A 21,043-nucleotide genomic window follows, 5' to 3' on the forward strand; every position below is an offset into this window, starting at 1 on the left:
TGCCACTTGTTCAGAGTAATGAATTGTTCTTCGATACCGGATTACACTCATACTTTGGATTTAGTGGTGGCACTCGGAGGGATACCGAGTGCCTTTTTCTTCCTTTTTCCAACCGATTATCCCGTTAATTATCAATCCGCTAAATCCAAAGTAATGAACAACAAGAAGAAAAACGAGGGTCAGACCGACTTTTCCTATTACGGTCTGTACCTGCTGGACTATCTCCGCACGAACAAGTTTGAACAGGCTGACGACACCGCTTTCATACGGGAACGGGCCGACCGTGCCGCCGAAACGTATGAGAGGGCACGGCTTGAAGGCTATCCCGCCGATGGTGCGCAGGAACTGGCGATGGACACGCTGCTGCGCGGGCTGCATTATTCCCGTTACGCCATCCTCCGCGAAGTCGTGGAAAACGAGTTTGCCGATGAAGTGCCGGAAGAGAAGCGTGAAGCCTTTGTCCTGAAACTGCTGCCGCTTGTCGGCAACGTGTTCTCCGTCTATGACCTCTCGGATGACAATTTCGCCCTGTCTTCCGATTACGACCTGCTCTACACGGAGCTGACGGGAGCAACCGTCCTTTACTTAGACGAATATGGCGTTTAACCGCAAACAGAAACTGCGGGACAACATCGAGGCGATACGGACGGCATTCATCCTTGACAGGGAAAATAGGACAGCGACAACCGAAGAGCGTGCCATACTTCAAAGGTACTGCGGTTTCGGCGGTCTGAAATGTATCCTCAACCCTGCAAAGGAACTGACGGATGCCGTCCGGTGGGCGAAATCCGACCTCGAACTGTTCGCCCCGACGGTGGAGCTGCACAGGCTTATCCGTGAGAACAGCAAGGACGAAACAGAGTACAAGCGGTTTGTGGATTCGCTGAAAGCGTCCGTGCTGACCGCTTTCTACACCCCCAAAGAGATAACCGACACCATCGCGGACGTGCTGGCAGATTACAGCGTCCGCCCCGCCCGTATGCTCGAACCGTCGGCAGGTGTCGGCGTGTTCGTGGATTCCATGCTGCGGCACAGCCCCAATGCGGATGTGATGGCTTTCGAGAAGGATCTGCTCACGGGTACAATCTTGAGGCATCTCTATCCCGACCAGAAAATGCGCACCTGCGGTTTTGAGAAAATCGAAAGACCGTTCAACAATTATTTCGACTTGGCGGTGTCCAACATTCCGTTCGGTGACATTGCCGTGTTCGACGCGGAGTTTCAGCGGAGCGACTCTTTCGGCAGACGCTCCGCCCAGAAAACCATCCACAACTATTTCTTTCTCAAAGGACTGGATGCCGTGCGTGACGGCGGTATCGTGGCGTTCATCACCTCGCAAGGGGTATTGAATAGCACCAAGACCTCCGTGCGTAACGAGCTGTTCAGTCAGGCCAATCTGGTATCCGCGATACGCCTGCCCAACAACCTGTTCACGGACAACGCGGGCACGGAGGTGGGCAGTGACCTGATTGTCCTGCAAAAGAACCTCAGCAAGAAGGAAATGTCGCAGGACGAGCGGCTGATGACCGTGATACAGACGGACACGAAAACCGCCCTGACCGACAACGCCTATTTCATCCACCACCCGGAACGCATCGTGCATACGATGGCGAAACTTGACACAGACCCCTACGGGAAGCCCGCTATGGTTTATCTGCACGAGGGCAAGGCAGCAGGCATCGCCGGGGATTTGCGCCGTATGCTCGACGAGGATTTCCATTACAGGCTTGCCATGCGCTTGTATTCGGGTTCAATCCGGCAGGCAGGAACGGAAGAAAAAGTTGCCGTTCAAAATAAAGTAGAGCGTCCTGCCATAAAATTGGAAACAGTATCCTCGGCGCAGACGGTGGAAACTCCGACAGAAAAGCCGCAACCCGCAGATGAAAAGCCGGAGATAGAACCGCGCCCGCAATATTCCGCAGGCGTGCAGCTCACCCTGCTTGACCTCTGGGGGATGACGGAAGAGGTCAGCCAACCGAAAACCTCCAAAAAGAAAAAGACGGTGAAAAAGGCAGTTACGGCAAAGTCCACTCCGCCCAAACCGAAAGTCACGGTTACACCGACAGCTCCAACTGCAAAACCCGCAATGGAGAATAAGGAGGTGAAAGCGGAGAACACCGCCAAGCCTGCCGACCCGGACGACATCTATGCCACACTGGACTGGGATACCAATCCTCCCATCAACGGTTTCTATGAAATGATGATGGGTTTGACGCCGGAGCGTAGGAAAGAACTTCGGGAACTGGCAAGGCAGCATAACGAGAAACAAGTGGCGGAAAAGACGGAAGTGAAAGCCGTGCCGGAAACTTCCCGTGAGCAGCCACGACAGGAGGAAACACAGCCGGAGGCAGTCGCCGCACCTGCCGTTACAGATACCCCATCGGAAGCGGTGGGGACTTTCCTTTTCCCCGACATCGAAGCGGAAAAGCCGAAGGAGGAAGTCGTGGACCTTTCTCCGCGTGCCTACCACCGCACGCCGGAGATGCACCTGCGCGAAGGGTCGCTGGTGGCTGACCGGGGGCGTCATAACATCGGCTACCTGAAAGACATCACGCCATACGGGGCGACATTCCAGCCGCTCGACCTGAAAGGATACCAGAAGGAAAAGGCGTTGTTGTATGTGTCGCTGCGTGACGCCTACGAGCGTCTGTACCGTTATGAATCGCTCCGGCGCGAGGCAAATGTTCCGTGGCGAGAGCATCTGAATACCTGTTACGATGAGTTTGTCATGCGCTACGGCAACCTCAACGCCAAGCAGAACGTGAAGTTAGTGATGATGGATGCGGGCGGGCGCGACATCCTTTCGCTGGAACGGATGGAAAACGGAAAGTTCGTCAAGGCGGACATCTTCGAGCATCCTGTTTCCTTCGCGGTGGAGAGCCATGCCAACGTAGGCTCTCCCGAAGAAGCCCTGTCTGCGTCGCTCAACAAATATGGTACGGTCAATCTCGACTATATGCGGGAGATAACCGACAGCACGGCGGAGGATTTGCTCACTGCCCTGCAAGGGCGCATCTACTACAATCCGCTCGTGACCGGTTACGAAATCAAAGACCGTTTCATCGCCGGAAATGTCATAGAGAAAGCGGAACGCATAGAGGCATGGATGGGTGACAATCCCGAAAATGAGCGTATGCCGGAGGTGAAGCAGGCGTTGGAGGCTCTGAAAGATGCCGAGCCGCAGCGCATCGCCTTCGAGGATCTGGACTTCAATTTCGGGGAACGCTGGATTCCGACGGGTGTCTATGCCGCCTACATGAGCCGGCTGTTCGACACGGAGGTGAAAATCGCCTATTCCGCAAGCATGGACGAGTTTTCGGTGGTGTGCGGCTACCGCACCATGAAAATCACGGACGAGTTTCTGGTGAAGGGGTATTACCGGAACTATGACGGTATGCACCTCCTAAAACACGCCCTGCACAACACCTGCCCTGACATGATGAAGTCCATCGGCAAGGACGAGCATGGCAACGACATCAAGATGCGCGACAGCGAGGGAATACAACTCGCCAACGCCAAGATTGACGAGATACGAAACGGCTTCTCCGAATGGCTCGAAGAGCAGTCGCCGCAGTTCAAGGAGCGGCTTGTGACGATGTATAACCGCAAGTTCAACTGTTTCGTGCGCCCGCGCTACGACGGCTCCCATCAGACCTTTCCCGACCTCAACCTGAAAGGGCTGGCAAGCCGGGGTATCAAGAGCGTCTATCCCTCACAGATGGATTGCGTCTGGATGTTGAAACAGAACGGCGGCGGAATTTGCGACCACGAGGTGGGAACCGGTAAGACGCTGATAATGTGCATCGCCGCGCATGAGATGAAGCGTCTGAATTTGGCACACAAGCCGATGATTATCGGGCTGAAAGCCAACGTTGCGGAGATTGCAGCCACCTATCAGGCGGCATATCCCAACGCACGTATTCTGTACGCTTCGGAGAAGGACTTTTCGACCGCCAACCGTGTGCGCTTCTTCAATAATATAAAGAACAACGACTACGATTGCGTCATCATGTCGCACGACCAGTTCGGCAAGATACCGCAGTCGCCGGAATTGCAGCAGCGCATCCTGCAAGCAGAGCTTGACACGGTGGAGGAAAACCTCGAAGTGCTACGGCAGCAGGGAAAGAACGTGTCGCGGGCGATGCTGAAAGGATTGGAGAAGCGCAAGCACAACCTTGAAGCGAAGCTGGAGAAGGTGGAACACGCCATAAAGTCACGCACGGACGACGTGGTGGATTTCAAGCAGATGGGCATCGACCACATCTTCATAGATGAGAGCCACCAGTTCAAGAATCTGACTTTCAACACGCGCCACGACCGTGTGGCGGGATTGGGAAACAGCGAGGGAAGCCAGAAGGCACTTAACATGCTCTTTGCCATACGCACCATACAGGAGCGCACAGGAAAAGACTTGGGTGCGACCTTCCTCTCCGGCACGACTATCAGCAACTCACTGACTGAATTGTACCTGCTGTTCAAGTACCTGCGCCCGAAGGAGCTGGAACGGCAGGACATAAGGTGTTTCGACGCTTGGGCGGCGATATTTGCCAAGAAGACGACGGATTTTGAATTTAACGTGACGAACAATGTGGTCCAGAAGGAGCGTTTCCGCTACTTCATCAAAGTGCCGGAGCTTGCCGCCTTCTATAATGAAATCACGGACTACCGCACGGCGGAGGATGTGGGCGTTGACCGTCCTGCCAAGAACGAGATACTGCACCATATACCGCCCACGCCGGAACAGGAGGACTTCATACAGAAACTGATGCAGTTCGCCAAGACGGGCGATGCCACCTTGTTGGGCAGGCTGCCGCTTTCGGAAACGGAAGAAAAGGCGAAGATGCTCATCGCCACGGACTATGCCCGGAAAATGGCACTCGACATGCGCATGATAGACCCGAATTACGAAGATCATCCCGACAACAAAGCGAGTCACTGTGCCAAGATGATCGCGGAGTATTATCAAAAATACGACGCCCAGAAAGGCACGCAGTTCGTTTTCTCTGATTTGGGGACATACCAGCCGGGCGACGGGTGGAACGTCTATTCGGAAATCAAGCGCAAACTGACGGAGGACTACGGTATACCGCCAAGCGAGGTGCGCTTCATTCAGGAGTGCAAGACCGACAAGGCGCGGAAGGCGGTGATAGACGCCATGAACGCCGGGACGGTGCGTGTGCTGTTCGGCTCTACCTCTATGCTCGGAACGGGTGTGAACGCCCAGAAACGGTGTGTGGCTATCCATCATCTCGATACGCCGTGGCGACCGTCCGACTTGCAACAGCGTGACGGACGCGGAGTTAGGGCAGGTAATGAGATTGCCAAACATTTCGCCGGGAACAACGTGGATGTAATCATCTACGCGGTGGAGAAGTCACTGGACAGCTACAAGTTCAACCTCCTGCACTGCAAGCAGACTTTCATAAGCCAGCTCAAAAGCGGTGCGATGGGTGCGCGTACCATCGACGAGGGGGCAATGGACGAAAAATCGGGCATGAATTTCTCGGAATACATGGCGTTGCTCTCCGGCAATACCGACCTGTTGGACAAGGCGAAACTGGAAAAGCGGATCGCATCGCTCGAAGGGGAACGCAAGTCGTTCAACAAGGGCAAGCGTGATTCGGAGTTCAAGCTGGAGTCAAAGACCGGCGAGTTGCGCAACAACACGGCTTTCATAGATGCCATGACGGAGGACTGGAACCGCTTCCTGTCGGTGGTGCAGACCGACAAGGAGGGCAACCGCCTTAATATAATAAAGGTGGACGGAGTGGATTCCGCCGATGAGAAGGTCATCGGAAAGCGTTTGCAGGAGATAGCCAAGAATGCCACGACCGGAGGGTTGTACACGCAGGTCGGTGAACTTTACGGTTTTCCGATAAAGGTGGTGAGCGAAAGGATACTCAAAGAGGGATTGGAGTTCACCGACAACCGCTTCGTGGTCGAGGGGAACTACAAGTACACCTACAACAACGGGCATCTGGCGATGGCTGACCCGTTGGCCGCCGCCCGCAACTTCCTCAACGCGATGGAGAGGATACCCTCCATCATCGACCAGTACAAGGCGAAGAACGAGGTGCTGGAGATGGAGATACCGCAGTTACAGGAGATAGCGGGTAAGGTGTGGAAGAAGGAGGACGAGCTGAAGCAGTTGAAGTCCGAACTTGCCGCCCTTGACCGAAAAATTCAGCTGGAGCTTGCGCCACCCACGCCCGAAGTCGCAGAAAAGGAGAATGAAGGGCAACAGCTCAAGCCGGAAGCGGAAGATGTGAGGAACAGGCAGGCGCAATATCCCGAAAATGCACCGCCGCAGATACGCAGTCCGGCGGATAGTATCGTTGCCAACCATGTCATAATCGGGCGTCCGGGACTGTATGCCAAGGAGGAAACCCGGTCCAAAGGATTGAAAATATAACCTAAGGAATTTTATCTGAAGTATTAATAAGGGCTATCCCAAAAGGTCTAAAAGTAAATTTTATCCTTTCTGCAAGTATCTATAGGATGGCAACTGCATTTTTTTCTTTTTGGGCAGCCCTTATTAAAATTTATTCTTATTTTAGGTTATATACATTCATGTCCATTTATGTAAAAAATTCCTGCTGACCTTGTTTATGTCTTGTCAGTCACCATTTGCAAAACCATATTTGACCCTCAAAGAGGCTGAATTTGATAAGTAACTTGCTACATACTCATAATAAGGAGCTAAATAGAACACGAATGGGAAATACACAAATGCTAAACTAAAGAAGATATTGGCCAAAATAAACGCTATACCGAGAGAGAAACTTGATTTTTCAACTTCCTAAAACGGTGTTGTTCAAACATTTCTACTTATTTGTACTTGCCAGTTGAACCTACGCTTCCCTAATAAAATGTCTATGGTAAAAAGTTAAAAAATCCTCCCACTTTTGTTAGATATATTTTTTTGTGTAATTTTGTAATCGTTATGCGGCAGTAATAATATACATATTAATACGAGTTAGTAATCCTGTAGTTCTCATATGCTACGAGGAGGTATTAAAAGGTGCGTTTCGACAATGCATCTACTGTAGTATATTATTGCTTAATCCAAATGAATATTATAAATTTAGGAATTCTTGCTCACATTGATGCAGGAAAAACTTCCGTAACCGAGAATCTGCTGTTTGCCAGTGGAGCAACGGAAAAGTGCGGCCGTGTGGATAATGGTGACACCATAACGGACTCTATGGATATAGAGAAACGTAGAGGAATTACTGTCCGGGCTTCTACGACATCTATTATCTGGAATGGAGTGAAATGCAATATCATTGACACTCCGGGACACATGGATTTTATTGCGGAAGTGGAGCGGACATTCAAAATGCTTGATGGAGCAGTCCTCATCTTATCCGCAAAGGAAGGCATACAAGCGCAGACAAAGTTGCTGTTCAGTACTTTACAAAAGCTGCAAATCCCGACAATTATATTTATCAATAAGATTGACCGTGCCGGTGTGAATTTGGAGCGTTTGTATATGGATATAAAAACAAATCTGTCGCAAGATGTCCTGTTTATGCAAACTGTTGTCGATGGATCGGTTTATCCGGTTTGCTCCCAAACATATATAAAGGAAGAATACAAAGAATTTGTATGCAACCATGACGACGATATATTAGAACGATATTTGGCGGATAGCGAAATTTCACCGGCTGATTATTGGAATACGATAATCGCTCTTGTGGCAAAAGCCAAAGTCTATCCGGTGCTACATGGATCAGCAATGTTCAATATCGGTATCAATGAGTTGTTGGACGCCATTTCTTCTTTTATACTTCCTCCGGCATCAGTCTCAAACAGACTTTCAGCTTATCTCTATAAGATAGAGCATGACCCCAAAGGGCATAAAAGAAGTTTTCTTAAAATAATTGACGGAAGTCTGAGACTTCGAGACGTTGTAAGAATCAACGATTCGGAAAAATTCATCAAGATTAAAAATCTAAAGACTATTTATCAGGGCAGAGAGATAAATGTTGATGAAGTGGGTGCCAATGATATCGCGATTGTAGAAGATATAGAAGATTTTCGAATCGGAGATTATTTAGGTGCTAAACCTTGTTTGATTCAAGGATTATCTCATCAGCATCCCGCTCTCAAATCCTCCGTCCGGCCAAATAAGCCCGAAGAGAGAAGCAAGGTGATATCCGCTCTGAATACATTGTGGATTGAAGACCCGTCTTTGTCCTTTTCCATAAACTCATATAGTGATGAATTGGAAATCTCGTTATATGGTTTGACCCAAAAGGAAATCATACAGACATTGCTGGAAGAACGATTTTCCGTAAAGGTCCATTTTGATGAGATCAAGACTATCTACAAAGAACGACCTATAAAAAAGGTCAATAAGATTATTCAGATCGAAGTACCACCCAACCCTTACTGGGCCACAATAGGGCTGACTCTTGAACCCTTACCGTTAGGGGCAGGGTTGCAAATCGAAAGTGACATCTCCTATGGTTATCTGAACCATTCTTTTCAAAATGCCGTTTTTGAAGGGATTCGTATGTCTTGCCAATCTGGTTTACATGGATGGGAAGTGACAGATCTGAAAGTAACTTTTACTCAAGCCGAGTATTATAGCCCGGTAAGTACACCTGCTGATTTCAGACAGCTGACCCCTTATGTCTTCAGGCTGGCTTTGCAACAGTCAGGTGTGGACATTCTCGAACCGATGCTCTGTTTTGAGTTGCAGATACCCCAAGTAGCGAGTTCCAAAGCTATTACAGATTTGCAAAAACTGATGTCTGAGATTGAAGACATCAGTTGTAATAATGAGTGGTGTCATATTAAAGGGAAAGTTCCATTAAATACAAGTAAAGACTATGCCTCAGAAGTAAGTTCGTACACTAAGGGCTTAGGCATTTTTATGGTTAAGCCATGTGGGTATCAAATAACAAAAGACGGTTATTCTGATAATATCCGCATGAACGAAAAAGATAAACTTTTATTCATGTTCCAAAAATCAATGTCATTAAAATAATGGAGCGGTCAGGAAATTTCTATAAGGCAATACGGTTGGGATATATACTTATCTCCATTCTTATCGGATGTATGGCATATAATAGCCTCTATGAATGGCAGGAGATAGAAGCATTAGAACTTGGCAATAAAAAAATAGACGAGCTCCGAAAAGAAATAAACAATATCAATATTCAAATGATAAAATTTTCTCTATTGGGTGAAACAATACTGGAATGGAACGATAAAGATATCGAGCATTACCATGCACGGCGTATGGCAATGGACAGTATGCTCTGCCGTTTCAAGGCCACCTATCCAGCAGAGCGCATCGATAGTGTGCGCAGTCTTTTAGAGGATAAGGAACGACAGATGTTCCAGATAGTCCGGTTAATGGATGAACAACAATCTATTAACAAGAAGATAGCCAATCAAATTCCGGTTATTGTACAGAAAAGTGTGCAGGAACAGTCCAAAAAGCCAAAACGAAAAGGTTTCTTAGGCATATTCGGCAAAAAAAAGGAAGTAACTCCAGCAGTATCAACCACTATCCTTCATTCGGTCAATAGAAACGTAATCAGCGAACAGAAAGTGCAGGATCGCCAATTGTCGGAACAAGCCGACAGCCTTGCAGCTCGTAATGCAGAACTTAACAGACAACTGCAAGAATTGATTTGCCAAATAGAAGAAAAGGTACAAACCGAACTGCAAAGCCGGGAAAACGAAATAGTTGCCATGCGTGAAAAGTCATTTATGCAAGTAGGCGGTTTAATGGGATTCGTTCTTCTATTGTTGTTAATTTCCTACATCATCATACATCGTGATGCAAAAAGCATTAAACAATACAAGCACAAGACAACTGATTTGATAAGGCAACTGGAACAATCCGTACAACGGAACGAGGCACTGATAACGTCAAGGAAGAAGGCGGTACATACTATCACCCATGAACTGCGCACACCGCTGACAGCAATAACAGGCTATGCCGGACTGATACGGAAAGAACAGTGTGAGGATAAGTCCGGGCAGTATATCCAAAACATACTGCAATCCTCCGACCGTATGCGGGATATGCTTAACACTTTGCTTGACTTCTTCCGCCTGGACAACGGCAAGGAACAGCCCCGTCTGTCACCCTGCCGGATTTCAGCAATCACGCACACACTTGAAACGGAGTTCATGCCTGTTGCCGTGAACAAAGGGCTGTCCTTGTCCGTGAAGACTGGACACGATGCCATTGTATTGACCGACAAAGAGCGAATAATACAAATCGGGAATAACCTGCTGTCAAACGCTGTCAAGTTCACAGAAGAAGGCGGTGTTTCTTTGATTACTGAATATGATAATGGAGTTCTGACACTGGTCGTTGAAGATACAGGTACAGGCATGACAGAAGAGGAACAGAAACAAGCGTTCGGTGCGTTTGAACGTCTATCAAATGCCGCCGCAAAGGAGGGTTTCGGGCTTGGGCTTGCCATAATGCGTAATATTGTGTCGATGCTTGGCGGAACAATCCGTTTAGACAGCAAGAAAGGGAAAGGCAGTCGTTTCACAGTTGAAATTTCTATGCAGGAAGCTGAAGAACAGCTTGGATATACAAGCAATACACCTGTTTATCATAACAATAAATTCCATGATGTTGTCGCCATTGACAATGATGAGGTATTACTTCTGATGCTGAAAGAGATGTATTCCCAAGAAGGAATACACTGCGACACTTGCACCGATGCTGCGGCACTGATGGAAATGATACGCCAGAAAGAATACAGCCTGTTGCTGACAGACTTGAATATGCCCGATATAAACGGTTTCGAATTGCTGGAACTGTTGCGTTCGTCCAACGTGGGCAATTCACCAACAATCCCGGTGGTTGTGGCAACCGCTTCGGGCAGTTGTAACAAAGGGGAACTATTGGCAAAAGGCTTTGCCGGATGCCTGTTCAAACCGTTCTCCATATCGGAACTGATGGAGGTTTCCGACAGGTGTGCCATAAAAGCGACACCGGACGGGAAACCGGACTTTTCCGCCTTATTGTCCTATGGCAATGAAGCCGTCATGCTGGAAAAGTTGATAACTGAAACAGAAAAGGAAATGCAGGCGGTACGGGATGCAGCAAAAGAAAAAGACCTGCAAAAGCTGGATTCCCTGATCCACCACCTGCGCAGTTCGTGGGAGGTGCTCCGTGCCGACCAACCGCTGAATGTACTTTACGGATTGCTTCGTGGCGATGCTCTCCCGGATGGTGAAGCGTTAAGCCATGCCGTGACTGCCGTGCTGGATAAGGGAGTGGAAATAATACGGTTGGCAGAAGAGGAAAGGAGAAAATACGAAGATGAATAAGACAAAAATAATTGTGGTGGAAGACAACATCGTGTATTGCGAATATGTCTGCAATATGCTGTCACGGGAGGGCTACCGCAATATGAAGGCTTACCACCTCTCAACCGCGAAGAAACATCTGCAACAGGCAACAGATAATGATATCGTGGTTGCCGACCTGCGTCTGCCTGACGGCAGTGGCATAGACCTTTTGTGCTGGATGCGAAAGGAGGGAAAGATGCAGCCCTTCATCATTATGACCGACTACGCCGAAGTTAATACCGCCGTGGAAAGCATGAAACTCGGCTCGATAGACTATATTCCCAAACAGCTTGTGGAGGATAAACTTGTCCCCCTGATCCGTTCCATACTGAAAGAACGTCAGGCAGGACAACGCCGTATGCCTATATTCGCCCGTGAAGGTTCCGCCTTTCAGAAAATCATGCACCGCATAAGGCTGGTAGCCGCCACCGATATGAGCGTGATGATATTTGGTGAGAACGGCACGGGCAAGGAGCATATTGCCCACCTGTTGCATGACAAGAGCAAACGTGCAGGCAAGCCATTTGTGGCGGTGGACTGCGGTTCACTCTCCAAAGAGCTTGCACCGTCGGCTTTCTTCGGACACGTCAAAGGTGCATTTACAGGTGCGGACAATGCCAAGAAAGGATATTTCCATGAGGCGGAAGGCGGCACGTTGTTTCTGGACGAGGTAGGAAACCTCGCGTTGGAAACCCAACAGATGTTGCTCCGTGCCATACAGGAGAGGCGGTATCGCCCGGTCGGAGACAAGGCAGACCGGAATTTCAATGTCCGCATCATCGCTGCTACCAATGAAGATTTGGAGGTATCGGTGAATGAAAAGCGTTTTCGGCAGGATCTTCTGTACCGCCTGCACGACTTCGGGATAACCGTTCCTCCGTTGCGTGACTGTCAAGAAGACATTATGCCGCTGGCAGAGTTCTTCCGTGATATGGCAAACAGAGAGCTGGAGTGTAGCGTGAGCGGGTTCAGTTCCGAAGCACGTAAAGCGTTGCTGACACACGCATGGCCGGGCAACGTGCGGGAACTTCGGCAGAAAGTTATGGGTGCTGTATTGCAGGCGCAGGAAGGTGTTGTCATGAAAGAGCATCTGGAACTTGCCGTGACGAAACCGACCTCTACTGTCAGCTTCGCCTTGCGCAATGACGCGGAGGATAAGGAGCGGATATTGCGTGCGTTGAAACAGGCAAACGGCAACCGGAGTGTCGCCGCAGAACTGCTCGGCATAGGCAGGACAACACTATACAGCAAACTTGAAGAGTATGGACTTAAATATAAATTCAAGCAATCATAGCCCGTAATTCACTGAATTTGGCTATCTTTGCATAACATTTGAGAAAAACGGCGATTGGCAGGAGCTTTTCGCCGCCAACATATAGGATAAGACCGCAAGGCGTTTCAAGCGAAAATCTGGTAAATTGGAACTACGGAGACGATTGCGTGATGCTTATGCTATGCTTACGCATAGCGTGCATTCACGTACTCTCCGTAAAGGCTTTACCAGAGCCATCGCTTGAAGGTAGTGTGAATTGCACGCTACTTTTTTACCCTTGCCTAACGAAAGGAAACGATTATGGGTAAAGTTCAGATTCTCGCCGTACTGACGATGGACGGATGTCTTTCTTCAGAGTTATATGATAAAGCACATCAGGATTTGTGCCTTGACCGTTGCGGTCTTGATGAAATCAGGAAGAAAGCCTTTTACCGTGTGACACCGGACTATTCCATTTCAATGCTGCACGAATGGAGAAAAGACTGCACAAACATCCGTTACCTCGCGGAAGCCACACCGGACACGGCAGACTATATAAACGGACTGCTGCGGATGCACGCTGTGGATGAAATCATACTATACACCGTTCCTTTCATATCCGGAAGCGGACGACATTTTTTTAAGTCGGCTCTGCCAGAGCAACACTGGACGCTTTCCTCTTTGAAAAGCTATCCCAACGGTGTATGTCGCATTATCTATATCCTTGATAAAAAAGCAAGATAGCCAAAATGTGCGGCAAGCATACATTTCTATTTTCAGGAATAGAATAAATGTTCCGATTACAAACAATTTAAGTCGGAGATAATTTGTCCTTGTGAAAAAATACTGAATTTTATACCTCTGAAATCCAGCACTTTGTAAAATTGAGTGTTGGATTTTTTATTTTCTGCCGCGTTTTTTGCCAATTATATTCATGTGCGCACGCAGAAAACAAAGTGTAATTTTCAAAATTGACAGAACCATGAATTATTTCTTGCTGGCGGAAACCGACTTTTTCCGCCTGATAAACGAAGCCGGCGACTGCAATATGGAAACGGCATACACGGCTTTCGCCACCCAAGTGATCGAACTGTGCAACGGCGGCATGGACATGAACCTTACCGTCATCGCGCTTGCCTACATCGAAATCGAGTTGCAGCACCATCCCGTACGTAATCTGTCAGAAGAAAAAAGAGAGATTGCCGCCTACGTCAGCAAGGCTCTGTCTTTCGTAAGAAAGATGCAGAAATTCCTTGCCACGCCCCAAGTGCCACCACTAATATCCGCCAACAACGCAACAGAAACCACCGCCAGCCTTCTTCAATGGACGGGCAATGCCATCGACCTCGTGGAACTTATCTACGGCATAGACGTGATGGGCTGCATCAACAACGGCAATATGCCGCTCAAACAGCTCGCCCCACTTCTCTATAAGATATTCGGGGTTGATTCTAAAGACTGCTACCGCTTCTACACTGATATCAAACGCCGGAAGAACGAAAGCCGCACCTATTTCATTGACAGGATGCAGGAAAAACTGAACGAGAGAATGTTGCGTGATGAGGAGTTGGAGCGGATGAGAAAATAAAAAAATATCCATTACATATGAGAAGACAGGAATACTCGTATCCTGTCTTTTTATTTTCATTTAATTATATATTAATTAGCACAATATATGTGAGTTTTTCATTCCTATAAGGACAAATTTCAGAAACGTATGTCTGGTAAATTATTGAGTCATCATAGTATGAACATATATCATTACTAAAAACAATGAAACAACTTCCATAAGATTGTGGTTGTAAAAATCGCCATTTAATAGCCCGTTTTTTTTGTAAAATTCGCCAATTAAAAAAATATGATTATCTTTGCATTATATTTTATAAGGTATGGAAACAGTAAATAGAATACTTCAAGAGAAGATTACAGCACGAATCGCGCCCAATAAAGCAGTACTGATTTTTGGTGCTCGCCGTGTTGGTAAAACGGTAATGATGCGTAAAATTGTGGACAACTATTCAGGTAGGACGATGATGCTCAACGGCGAAGACTACGACACATTAGCACTATTGGAGAATCGCTCAATAGCCAATTATCGGCATTTATTGGATGGTATTGATTTGCTGGCTATTGATGAGGCACAGAACATACCACAAATCGGTAGTATTCTGAAGTTGATAGTTGATGAAATACCGGGAATAAGTGTCTTGGCAAGTGGTTCTTCGTCATTCGATTTGCTGAATAAGACTGGTGAACCGTTGGTCGGCCGCAGTACGCAATTTCTCCTTACACCATTCTCGCAACGGGAAATCGCACAGACGGAAACGGCACTTGAAACCCGCCAGAACCTCGAAGCGCGCTTGATTTACGGTTCCTATCCCGAAGTAGTAATGATGGAGAACTATGAACGTAAAACAGACTACCTACGTGATATTGTCGGTGCATACCTGCTTAAAGATATCTTAGCAATTGACGGCTTAAAAAATTCGAGCAAGATGCGCGATCTACTGCGATTGATAGCTTTTCAGTTGGGCAGCGAAGTTTCTTACGAAGAGTTAGGTAAACAACTCGGCATGAGCAAGACGACCGTTGAAAAATACCTCGACCTATTGGAAAAGGTCTTCGTTATCTATCGTCTGGGGGCTTATTCGCGTAACCTACGCAAGGAGGTTACAAAAGCTGGCAAGTGGTACTTCTACGACAACGGCATTCGCAATGCCATTATCGGGGCTTTCTCACCGCTGGCCATTCGGCAGGATGTCGGTGCGCTGTGGGAGAACTACATCATCGGAGAGCGGCGCAAAGCGAACTTCAATGAGGGACTGCACAGGGAGTTCTATTTCTGGCGCACCTACGACAAACAGGAAATCGACCTGATTGAGGAGAGTGCCGACAGTCTTACCGCCTTGGAGTTCAAGTGGGGAAATAAAATGCCGGCCGCACCGAAAGCCTTCCAAGAAGCCTATCCCTATGCCGAGTTTCATGTGGTAAATCGGGAGAATTATTTGGAGTTCGTATAATCAATAAATTACGTATATGGAAACAAAACTACAATCCAAACAGCAATATCCGCGGTTTATCCAAAATAAACCGTGTGGTATTGACAAATTCGATGGAGGTTCGCAAGAAAGGTTGGCAAAAACTATTGCTCGCCATTTTTGTCAGAATGATTCATTGGATGAGGAATGTACTTTACCTCGAATTATCGGCATCGAAGGTATTTGGGGATCTGGAAAATCCAACGTGGTTAAAATGTTGGAACGTGAATTATCAGACGACTATTACTTTTTTGAGTATGACGCATGGGGACATCAAGAGGACTTGCAACGCCGCTCTATATTGGAATTGCTTACAAGCAAACTTATTGATGATGGTATCCTATCTGGAAATGCAACAATAAAAGTCAAAGGTGGAGGTACGAAAACCGTATCATGGTCTGAAAAGCTGAAATATTTATTAGCCCGTAAAACGGAGACCGTAACCGAAAAATATCCCCTTATCAGTAATGGTATGGTTGCGGCATTTTTGGTTGCAGTTTTAACTCCGATATTTACATTTATTGCGTATGCAGTAAAACCTACACCCACAACATGGTGGTTTTCTTTATTGTCTATTATCATAGCTGCACTGCCAGTTCTTATTGCATTGTGCGTTTGGAAATGGGCATATAGCAAAGATCATAAATATGGATGGAGTTATATGTTAGCTATTTATCAAGATAAAGTCGAAAAGGACGTTTGCTATGAGACTTTGAGCGAAGACGAACCAACGGTTTACGAGTTCAAAACATGGATGCAAGACATTTCTGATTTTATCAAGGAAAAAGGACAACGTAAATTAGTCCTTGTTTTTGACAACATGGATCGTCTCCCCGCTGAAAAAGTAAAAGAATTATGGTCTTCTATCCATACGTTCTTCGCCGATAGCGGTTTTGAAAATGTTTGGGCTGTTATTCCTTTCGATGAAACACATTTAGCTTGTGCATTCGGAGATGAGACCGACGAACAAACGAAACAACTGACCAAGTATTTTATCAATAAAACTTTCCCTATTGTTTATCGTGTTGCTCCTCCTGTTATTACCGACTATCGAAGTATATTCAACAAACTGTTTGTTGAAGCATTTGGAGAAACAGAAAATGAAGCGAAAGAAACTATAAATCGGATATTCAGATTGGTAAATCCTAATGCCAATGTTAGGGAAATTATATCATATATCAATGAGATGGTCGCTCTTAAACAAGAGTGGTGTAACGAAATTTTGATGATAAACATAGCATTGTTCTGTTTGAAGAAGACGGATATTCTGGCAAATCCAGTAGAACAAATATTGTCCGGCGACTATCTGAATGGCATTCAAACAATAATTAACAATGATCTGCAAACACAACGCGAAATTGCAGCTTTGGTATATGGTGTCGATGTTGAAGATGCTCGACAAATTCCATTGAAAAAATATATTGAAGGCTGCATCAACGGAGAAGAAGACCACGACATAAATCAATATGCAGAGACTAATAAACAATTTGACACTGTATTAGAAGAAGTTATACAATGTATGGACAATGCGCTTATCGATAAGATTATACATTGTTTGCATAAATTAACTCGAAAGAGCGATGTTATTCTGCGTGTATGGCAAAGAATAGCACAATTGAAATTAAAAGAATCCATAGAGAAGCAGGTGTTCCCTGTCGAATACCAAGAACTGCTGTTGCATTTAGACACGGAAAGCCAAAACCATGTGATTGCTCAATTATATAAGAAGATAGTTCGGTTCAATGACTTCAATGGCGGCGACTATTTCAAAACGTTAGATGCAATAGACAGGTTTATTGCGCAAAATAAGTTGGCGTGCGATTTTACGTCATTGATTGAAGCAAAAACAGTCAAGCCAAATACATTTATCGATTATATTCAAGCTGCAAATGCAACAGATGCTGCCTATCGGGATAACGCGACAACTAAAGCATATAAATATTATCAAGTAGCAACAAATTCGGAGGCGCTCGATAATTATTTGGCAAACTTACTACCCGATAATTTCGACCATGCAGATATTGTAAAAACGTTAAAAGATAATTCTACCTATACGTTTCCAACGCTTTTGCAAGCGATCACGAATTGCATTGATGAACAGAATGTAAATAAAGATAATATAGGGGCTATATTTACAACCTATCGTTTATTGGCATCTGACGAAGAAAGACCTTTACCTGTAACGTTAGATTCAACCTACATAAATCAGTTGCATTCTGAATTAGAAACTGATGGCCGAAACATTAAAGAGTCTGGATATTACGATTTAGTCGCCATGCAATTGGCACATGGTCATTCCGTTTCCTTAATAGAGGGTGGAGATATAAAATATGTTGCAGAACTCATGGACTATTATGTGGATCATGGAGACTTATTAGTAAATAGTGTGGGATGGAATATACCGCTATTAAATGAAACACTACAATACATGGTAAATCATAAACTTGGCTATAAATTATTGCTCTCAGACATATTGCCCCAATTTGAAGATATTAAGAACAGAATAGGTGTAACGGATGAGGTATTTATCGAGCATTTAGCAGAGTGGAATACCGATTTGGATAAGTATATCACTAAGAACAATATTAAAGATGTAATTCCTGACGCATCTTTTTACGATTTGACCACTAAAATAAGCAATGTCCTGACCGATCATATCAATAAAATAGCGTTCGAAGCGTTGTCTGAAATAAGTGTTGATACATTATACGCCCAAAGAACAGCACATACATCATATTATTGGTTTGTCGCAATAAAACATTTACTGGCTAAAATCAAATCCTTGCCAGATAACTTGACTGAATTTGGCAAAAAGATTCTGATGGATATTGCTTCTGGAACTCAAAGTTTGAATCCTTTCCCTAATTGTTTCAAGAATATAGTTGAAAGATTGGATAAACGAAAAATTAAATCGACAGTTACCGATATAAGAAATGATTTCTGCATCGGTAAAAAGACTATCAATGCAATAAAGTTTCAATTTTTCGAAACATGGCTTAGATCGCATGGTAATTTGAAAAGTCAAGCTGGAGACGTTATTGATAAAATAGTGAAACCTGTAATTTCCGATGGGGCATGCCGTTCATTGATTCTGCAAAACAAAGATTTTTATATGGATTTAATAAATACAGCAGGGGATGATGCTTATGAATTGAAAAAGAGTCTCCGAAACCTCATACAAAAAGATTCAGATCCGCAATTGGTTAAATTTGTCAATTCGATAGATTCAGTACCTGAGGTTGAAACCGCGTAAGTATTTGTCTAACAAGTCCGAATTTTACGATTTTACCCGTCAGAACTGAAGTGCCCCCCAAAAAAATTGTATCCAACTTTTGGGGGTCACTTCAAACTTCGATAGGGATAATTTTCAATTTTGGGGACTTGTTAGACAGTCTCATTATCTGGTAGCAGTTTACACAGCACCGGATCGTTTTTGATACGCTCCAGTTCCTCCTGCACAATCTGCTTCACCTCTTCCTTGATGCGCCGGTAGTTCGCCTGCACCGTTTCCTTCATGCGGTCGTTGCCGTCCTCGTCCGTGAAGTTTGTAATGACGGGAATTTTCTTGTAGGCACTTTCTTCCCGTTTCACCTTTTCGGCATCCACCACAATCTCGCAATGAAAAATCTTCTGCTCGATACGCTCGTTGAAGTTGTCGGATACAGAACCGACAAACATTCCCTGCGTAAGCCCGGAAATCTTACTCGGTGGAATGAGCGCGTCCATCTGCGTGTTGATGGAGGTGGAAACATCCTGCCGGTTGATGGAGATGGACTGCCGTTTCTGCAACACCTTACCGAACCGCTCGGAGAGCGTCTTGGCTGTTTCCCCCACCACCTGACCGGAGAAAATATTGCCGACAGTGTTCATCACCACTTTCGCCTCTTTGTCCCCGTAGTCACGCACTAACTGGCTGAAATCCTGAAAGCCCAGACACACGGCAACCTTGTTGCTTCGGGCGGTAGCTATAAGATTGTCCAACCCTTTGAAGTATATTGTGGGCAACTCGTCGATGATGACCGATGACTTCAGCATCCCCTTCTTGTTGATGAGCTTCACGATACGGGAATTATACAGACCGAGTGCCGCACCGTAGATATTCTGACGGTCGGGATTGTTACCCACGCAGAGGATTTTCGGCTCTTCGGGATTGTTGATGTCCAGCGTAAACTCGCTGTCTGACATCACCCAGTAGAGCTGCGGTGAAATCATCCTCGAAAGCGGGATTTTTGCCGACGCTATCTGACCCATGAGCTGCTCCGCAGCCCCTCCAAGCCACGCATCCATGAACGGCGAAAGGTAGTTCTCCAGCTCCGGATAAGAGGTCAGTATCGGAAATATATCCTCGTAACGGCGGTTCAGAAACTCGATAGCATGGGGAAACGTGCAAAACTTCCCGTTCTGATAGATTTTGAGATACCAGATAATACTGGCAAACAGAATGATAGGTGACTCCACGAAGAAGTCGCCCTGCTTTTGCACCCACGTTTTATTGAGGTTGAGCATTATTGTGTAGGCACTCTCATAGGCATCCGTAATATCTTCCATAAAATCCGGGTGAATGGGATTGCACCGATGAGAGCGTCGCGGGTCGTCGAAGTTGATCACATAGAACTTCGGCTTTACCTTGTAGCCGTCCGGGTGGTTCAGCAAATGGTTGTAGGCAATAGTAGATAGGTCGGGATACTTGAAATCGTAGATGTATTGACTAAAGCCCTTTTCAATCTGTTGCTTGATAAAATTGTTTACCACGGCATAGGACTTGCCGCTGCCCGGCGTACCCAACACGATGGACGCACGGAAGGGATTAACTACATTGATCCAACCGTTGTTCCAGCGTTTCCTGTAATAGAAACGTGTCGGCAGATTGACCGAATACTCGCTTTCGATAAGCCTCGTTTCCTGCATGAAACTCTCGTTCTCGTTGTTGAAAACATCCTCCATCAAATTGTGTTTCAACAGGCGGCTCATCCACAGACCACCCATCAACAGGCAGACATAGCCCGTTCCAATGGTAAGGACATACAGTCCCGTCACCGCTTCAAGCGGCAGCGGCAGGGGCAGCAACCACCAGTTCAGGAAAAACAGCACGAACCCGACGGCAAATGCTGTCCAGATTCTCCCCCAAGTGATTTTCTCACCCTTGACACCCTTCGTACCCAGACAGGACAAGGCAAGCAAAAGGACGGAAAACAGCTTCGTGTAGAGAATGGAATGGAACAGCCCCGCCGTGCGGTCGAAGTTCAGAAGGATTTTGTCCACCACGCCGATGTTCACGCCCCACAGCCGGATGGCTTCGTAGCAGAACCAGTACACGTTCATGACCACTAAAATGATACTCACGGCACGCAGAAAATCCATGATTTTCGCCAATGCCCTCAAATCGTCTTCTTGTTGTGACATACATTGATTTTTTAAT

General features: G+C 46.3%; 10 protein-coding genes. 9 read left to right on the forward strand and 1 reads right to left on the reverse strand.

Translation table 11 applies throughout. The features are described from left to right. Positions 1-153 precede the first annotated feature (153 nt). The 9 genes from D7V92_RS00795 to D7V92_RS00835 all read left to right on the forward strand — a co-directional run bounded on the left by D7V92_RS00795 (position 154) and on the right by D7V92_RS00835 (position 18,877). Positions 154-606 (forward strand): DUF1896 domain-containing protein, encoded by a 453-nt coding sequence (locus tag D7V92_RS00795; protein WP_004304266.1) that lies wholly within the window; start codon positions 154-156, stop codon positions 604-606. After that, positions 596-6,412, forward strand: coding sequence for an N-6 DNA methylase (locus D7V92_RS00800; RefSeq protein ID WP_004291462.1), 5,817 nt, complete (start codon positions 596-598; stop codon positions 6,410-6,412). Before D7V92_RS00795 ends, D7V92_RS00800 begins: the two co-directional genes overlap by 11 nt. Positions 6,413-7,069: 657 nt before the next feature. Then, complete coding sequence (tet(Q), locus tag D7V92_RS00805) at positions 7,070-8,995, forward strand: tetracycline resistance ribosomal protection protein Tet(Q) (RefSeq protein ID WP_004291466.1); 1,926 nt, start codon at positions 7,070-7,072, stop codon at positions 8,993-8,995. Then, complete coding sequence (locus D7V92_RS00810) at positions 8,995-11,313, forward strand: ATP-binding protein (RefSeq protein WP_004291467.1); 2,319 nt, start codon at positions 8,995-8,997, stop codon at positions 11,311-11,313. Before tet(Q) ends, D7V92_RS00810 begins: the two co-directional genes overlap by 1 nt. Beyond that, entirely contained in the window at positions 11,306-12,628 is a 1,323-nt protein-coding gene (locus tag D7V92_RS00815; protein ID WP_004291471.1) for a sigma-54 dependent transcriptional regulator, read from the forward strand. Before D7V92_RS00810 ends, D7V92_RS00815 begins: the two co-directional genes overlap by 8 nt. 279 nt (positions 12,629-12,907) lie before the next feature. Next, positions 12,908-13,330 (forward strand): dihydrofolate reductase family protein, encoded by a 423-nt coding sequence (locus D7V92_RS00820; protein WP_004291474.1) that lies wholly within the window; start codon positions 12,908-12,910, stop codon positions 13,328-13,330. A 238-nt stretch (positions 13,331-13,568) separates the two neighbouring features. After that, entirely contained in the window at positions 13,569-14,174 is a 606-nt protein-coding gene (locus tag D7V92_RS00825; protein WP_004304269.1) for an RteC domain-containing protein, read from the forward strand. Positions 14,175-14,475: 301 nt separating this feature from the next. Continuing rightward, a complete protein-coding gene (locus D7V92_RS00830) occupies positions 14,476-15,606 on the forward strand; it encodes an ATP-binding protein (protein ID WP_004291480.1) in 1,131 nt (376 codons plus the stop codon). Positions 15,607-15,622: 16 nt separating this feature from the next. Next, entirely contained in the window at positions 15,623-18,877 is a 3,255-nt protein-coding gene (locus tag D7V92_RS00835) for a P-loop NTPase fold protein (RefSeq protein ID WP_004291481.1), read from the forward strand. 131 nt (positions 18,878-19,008) lie between these two features. On the opposite strand, the gene mobC is transcribed toward D7V92_RS00835, so the two are convergent. After that, complete coding sequence (mobC, locus tag D7V92_RS00840) at positions 19,009-21,027, reverse strand: conjugal transfer protein MobC (RefSeq protein ID WP_004291482.1); 2,019 nt, start codon at positions 21,025-21,027, stop codon at positions 19,009-19,011. Positions 21,028-21,043: the final 16 nt, after the last annotated feature.

Source organism: Parabacteroides sp. CH2-D42-20, assembly GCF_003670185.1.
Lineage (GTDB): Bacteria > Bacteroidota > Bacteroidia > Bacteroidales > Tannerellaceae > Parabacteroides > Parabacteroides distasonis.

What these genes read in the sequence shown, in the direction of transcription:
- D7V92_RS00795 (WP_004304266.1), top strand. Translation starts at nt 154, where the DNA reads ATGAACAACAAGAAGAAAAACGAGGGTCAGACCGACTTTTCCTATTAC.
- D7V92_RS00800 (WP_004291462.1), top strand. Translation starts at nt 596, where the DNA reads ATGGCGTTTAACCGCAAACAGAAACTGCGGGACAACATCGAGGCGATA.
- D7V92_RS00810 (WP_004291467.1), top strand. Translation starts at nt 8,995, where the DNA reads ATGGAGCGGTCAGGAAATTTCTATAAGGCAATACGGTTGGGATATATA.
- D7V92_RS00815 (WP_004291471.1), top strand. Translation starts at nt 11,306, where the DNA reads ATGAATAAGACAAAAATAATTGTGGTGGAAGACAACATCGTGTATTGC.
- D7V92_RS00820 (WP_004291474.1), top strand. Translation starts at nt 12,908, where the DNA reads ATGGGTAAAGTTCAGATTCTCGCCGTACTGACGATGGACGGATGTCTT.
- D7V92_RS00825 (WP_004304269.1), top strand. Translation starts at nt 13,569, where the DNA reads ATGAATTATTTCTTGCTGGCGGAAACCGACTTTTTCCGCCTGATAAAC.
- D7V92_RS00830 (WP_004291480.1), top strand. Translation starts at nt 14,476, where the DNA reads ATGGAAACAGTAAATAGAATACTTCAAGAGAAGATTACAGCACGAATC.
- D7V92_RS00835 (WP_004291481.1), top strand. Translation starts at nt 15,623, where the DNA reads ATGGAAACAAAACTACAATCCAAACAGCAATATCCGCGGTTTATCCAA.
- mobC (WP_004291482.1), bottom strand. Translation starts at nt 21,027, where the DNA reads ATGTCACAACAAGAAGACGATTTGAGGGCATTGGCGAAAATCATGGAT.